Here is a 4,409-nt window from a genome sequence, read left to right as displayed (position 1 = left end):
GCGCTGGCGCGCCAGCGCATCGTCGGCGCGGTGGTGCTGGTGGCGCGCGACGGGCAGACCGTCTATCGCCGCGCCGCCGGCTTCGCCGATCGCGAGGCGGCGGCGCCGATGCGCGAAGACACGGTCTTCCGCCTGTCCTCGATGACCAAGCCGATCACCGCCGCCGCGGCGCTGGCCCTCGTCGAGCAGGGGCGCCTGGCGCTCGATGCGCCGACCACGCGCTACCTGCCGGAGTTCCAGCCCGCGCTGGCCGATGGCCGCCGGCCGGACATCACCATCCGCCAGCTGATGACCCATACGGCGGGGCTGGGCTATGCCTTCGCCCAGGCCGATCGCGGCCCCTATCGCCGCGCCCATGTCTCCGACGGCCTCGACCAGCCGGGCCTGTCGCTGGAGGAGAATCTGCGCCGCATCGCCTCGGTCTCGCTCGCCTACCTGCCCGGCCAGGGCTGGGCCTATTCGGTCGCGACCGACGTGCTCGGGGCGGCGATGCAGGCGGCCGCCGGCGCGCCGCTGCCGGATTTGGCGCGGCGGCTGGTGACCGGGCCGCTGGGCATGGCCGATACCGGCTTCGCGCCACCCGATCCGGCGCGGCTGGCGACGCCCTATGTCGACGCCGCGCCGCGCCCCGCCCGCATGGCCGAGGAGGAAAGGCTGCGGCTGGGCCATGGCCATATCGCCTTCTCGCTCCGGCGTGCCTTCGACCCGGCCTCCTTCCCCTCCGGCGGCGCCGGCATGGTCGGCACGGCGCCCGATTTCCTGCGGTTTCTCGAGGCGCTGCGCCAGGGCGGCGCGCCGATCCTGAAGCCCGACAGCGTCGCGCTGCTGACGCATCATGCCGAGGGGCTGGTGCCGCGCGATTCACCCATGCCCGGCTGGGGCTTCAGCCTGGGCTTCTCGATCCTGCTGGATCCCAAGGCGGCAGCCACGCCGCAATCGCCGGGCACCTGGCAGTGGGGCGGGGTCTATGGCCATTCCTGGTTCGTCGACCCGGCGCAGCGGCTGGTGGTCGTCGCCATGACCAACACGACGATCGAAGGCATGGCCGGCGATTTCCCGCGCGCCATCCGCGACGCGGTCTATGATGGGCTGCGCTAGACCGGTGATGGCTTGAGGCGGAAGCACCGAAACGCCTGAATCACGCGATCAGACAACGGGCAAGCGCGGGCTGCCTGCACCCTTCCGCAGGCAAGCCGCTCTAGCCGATCCAGCGCGCCAGCCGCACCGCCACCCAGTCATAGAAGCGCAGCGGCCAGGCGGCGGGCGTCGCCTCCTGCAGGGTGATCAGCGGCGCGCGGGCCAGCACCTGCTCGCCCTGCACCGCCTCGACCTCGCCCAGCACCGCGCCCTGCGGCAGCGGCGCGAAGATGTCGGCGTCGTCCTTCAGCGTGACGCGCAGCGTGGCCGCGCTGCCGGCGGCCAGCGCCATCCGCTGCGTCGCCTCGACGCCGAGACCGACCTCGCCCTCGGCGGAACCCGGCACCCGCAGCCGCTGGATCTCCTGGCCGGCGGCGAAGACCTCGGCAAGATGGAAGGCGCTGCCGGCATAGTCGAGCAGCAGCTCGGCGCCGCGGGCGCGGTCGCCCTTGCTCGGCGTGCCCAGCAGCACCGCCACCAGGTCGCGCGGCTGGCCGGCGGCGCCGATCCTGCGCTGGCGGGCGGAAATGACGATGTTGTAGCCGGCCGCCTCGGTATGGCCGGTCTTGAAGCCGTCCACCGCGGCATCCTGCGCCAGCAGCGGGTTGGAGGCCTGCCCGTGGAAGGCGCGGTACCGGAATTGCGGCGCCCGGGTGATGGCGTAGACATCGGGGAAGTCGCGGTCGAAGGCCAGCGTCAGCCTCAGCAGATCCTCGGCCGTGGTGTAATGCGTGGGGCCCGGAATGCCGGAGGGATTGTTGAAATGCGTCCCCGTCATGCCGAGCCGGGCAGCGGCCGCATTCATCCGCGCGACGAAGGCGGCCTCGCCGCCATCCACCGCCGTCGCCAGCGTCACCGCCGCGTCATTGGCCGAGATGATCAGCAGCCCCTCGATCAGCCTGCGCACCGACAGCCGGTTGCCCGGCTGCAGATACATGCGTGACTCTTCCGTGCCGACACGACGCACCGTGGCCGGCGCCGCCACCACCTGCTGCCAGCCGAGGCGCCCATCGCGCACCGCCTCGAAGACCAGATAGGCGGTCATCAGCTTGGTCAGCGAGGCCGGCTCCCAGCGCTGCCCGGCATTGGCCGAGGCCAGCACCTGGCCGGCGGCGCGGTCATAGACCAGCCAGGCGGCGGCCGGCACGCCCGGCGGCGCCGGCTGGGCGTGGGCCGGCGCGGCGGCAAGGCTGATCAGGGCGGCAAGCAGGGGAAGCGGACGGCACATGGCGGCGGAAGCTAGGCCAAGCGCGGTCGCGCGGCCAGCCGCCTTCCGGGGGCGAAACGCCCCGGCGGGACCCGCGCCGGCTCAGCCCTCTTCCCAGAGCGGCAGGGCGTCGCCCTCGAGGGCGGCGGCGATGCCGGCGGCCTCGGCGATCTCCTGCGGCGTGGCGCCGGCGGTGCGGGCCCGGGCGGCATGGGTCTCGACCCAGGCCGGGCTGCGCGCGGCATGACCGGCGGCCAGCGCGATCAGGGCCCGGGTCTTGGTGCTCAGCCCGCTGTCCGAGGGCAGCGGGATCGAGGCGGCGGCGTTCATGGCATCGGCTCCGCGATGGGGGACTATCAGACGGTGGGGTCGGGGAAGGAGACGAGCGCGCCGTAGAGCTTGCGCAGCACGTCCTTCACCGCCGCGGAATTCTGGTAGATCCGGATGAAGTGCCGCAGCCGCGCATCCCCGGCGCGGTCGGGCCGCGCGACGAAATGGAAGGCGTAGCGGGGGTCGTTCTCGAGGGCGAGCGCGCGCGTCGGATCCAGTCCGCCGAGCTTGGCGAAGGTCGGATAGGTGACGCCGGCATCGAGCTCCTCCAGCGTGCGGGCGATCTGCGGCCCGTCGATCGCCACCAGCCGCAGCCGACGCGGATTGTCGAGGATGTCCTCGGGCGTCGCCCGCTCCTCGGCGCCGTCGCGCAGCCGCAGCAGCCCTGCCTGGCGCAGCAGCATCAACGAGCGGCCGGTGTTGATGACATCGCCGGAATAGCCGATGCGCGCGCCCTGGGGCAGCGCGTCCAGCGACGCATGCCGCCTGGAATAGAGGCCGAAGGCGGTGGCGTAGGCGGGGGCCACCGGCACCAGGTTCCAGCCGGCCTGCTGGTTGGTGAAGGTCAGGTAGGGGCGGTGCTGGAACAGGTTGGCGTCCTGCTCGCCGAAGACGACGCTGCGGTTGGGCGTCACCCAGTCGGCGAATTCGGTCAGCCGCACCTCCAGCCCCTGCGTCCTGGCCTCCGCCGCCGCGGCCTCGATGGCCTGGTTGGAGATGCTGGTGGCGAGCGCGATGCGCAGCGGGGCGTCCTGCGCCCGGGCGGCGCCGCCTGCGACCAGGCTGGCGAGAGTCAGCTTGGCGAGCGTCAGGCCGGCGAGCCGGCGGCGGGACAGGATCGGGCGAGGCTTCAGCATCACGGCGGTTCAATTCGCGATCATGAGAAGTGGATCGGCGCGCTGGCCAGCCCGGAGACTAGGCCGGTGACCGCCGCGGCTCAATGCGCAAATGCGGATGGCCGGCGTGCGGTCCGCGCTTCAACACGCCGGAATCGCTAAATCTCGGGCACACCGCGGGCGCCGCCGCAGGATTCCCGCACGACCAGCCGGGTCGGCAGGATTGCCTGCTCGGCGGCGGCCTCGGGGTCCTGCACGCGGCGCAGCAGCAGCCGCACCGCGGTCTCGCCGATGCGGCGCGGCTCGGTGCGCAGCGTGGTCAGCGCCGGGCGGAGGGTGGCGGCCTCGGCGACATCGCCGATGCCGGTCACCGCAATCTCGCCGCCGACGCCCCAGCCGGCCCGCTGCAGCGCCGGAATGGCGGCGAAGGCCAGCACGTCGTTGACGCAGACCAGCGCATCCGGCCGCTGCGGCAGCGCCTGCAGCAGCTGCGCCGCCGCCTCGCCGCCGGCGCGGGTGCCGGGGGTGCGCAGCAGCACCGGCGGCGGCAACCCGTTGCGGCGCAGCGCGCGGCGCAGCCCGTCGAGCCGCTCGCGCACGCCGGAATGCAGCATGCCGGCACCGGCGAAGGCAAAGCGCCGGCGGCCGCCGGCGATCAGATGCCCGGCCAGTGCCTCCATCCTCTCGCGGTCTGCAGGGCCGGCGAAGTCGCCCGCCAGCCCCGGCGCCCGGCGCATCGCCTGCACGCAGGGCAGGCCAAGATCACCGATCTCCGCCGCCGTGGGGCCAATCGCGGGACAGAGCAGAATGCCGTCAACCCGGTGCTCGCGCAGCCGGCGCAGCGAGCGGCCCGGGCGGGCGCGGCACCGGCCGGGGGCCGCCACGGAGGCGAACGACGA

The 4,409-nt window shown here is 73.6% G+C and carries 5 protein-coding genes; 1 reads left to right on the top strand and 4 read right to left on the bottom strand.

The genetic code is table 11. The features are described from left to right. On the top strand, positions 1 to 1,098 hold a 1,098-nt coding region (locus BKE38_RS26410), incomplete at its 5' end, for a serine hydrolase domain-containing protein (RefSeq protein ID WP_076960184.1). A 100-nt stretch (positions 1,099 to 1,198) separates the two neighbouring features. Here BKE38_RS26410 and BKE38_RS26405 read toward each other — a convergent pair. From BKE38_RS26405 to BKE38_RS26390, 4 genes are all read right to left on the bottom strand, one after another. Continuing rightward, positions 1,199 to 2,365, bottom strand: a complete 1,167-nt coding sequence (locus BKE38_RS26405) for a D-alanyl-D-alanine carboxypeptidase family protein (protein ID WP_076960183.1) — start codon at positions 2,363 to 2,365, stop codon at positions 1,199 to 1,201. 81 nt (positions 2,366 to 2,446) lie between these two features. Beyond that, the gene (locus tag BKE38_RS26400; RefSeq protein WP_076960182.1) at positions 2,447 to 2,674 is read right to left on the bottom strand and encodes a carboxymuconolactone decarboxylase family protein; all 228 of its coding nucleotides are present in this window, start codon (positions 2,672 to 2,674) and stop codon (positions 2,447 to 2,449) included. 26 nt (positions 2,675 to 2,700) lie between these two features. Next, positions 2,701 to 3,531 (bottom strand): MetQ/NlpA family ABC transporter substrate-binding protein, encoded by an 831-nt coding sequence (locus tag BKE38_RS26395; RefSeq protein ID WP_083747892.1) that lies wholly within the window; start codon positions 3,529 to 3,531, stop codon positions 2,701 to 2,703. A 137-nt stretch (positions 3,532 to 3,668) separates the two neighbouring features. Then, on the bottom strand, positions 3,669 to 4,409 hold a 741-nt coding region (locus BKE38_RS26390), incomplete at its 5' end, for a substrate-binding domain-containing protein (RefSeq protein WP_076960181.1).

Source organism: Teichococcus deserti, from assembly GCF_001982615.1.
GTDB classification, from domain to species: domain Bacteria; phylum Pseudomonadota; class Alphaproteobacteria; order Acetobacterales; family Acetobacteraceae; genus Pseudoroseomonas; species Pseudoroseomonas deserti.
The sequence above is the reverse complement of the archived record's forward strand: the minus strand, read 5'-3'. Positions and strand labels throughout refer to the sequence as shown.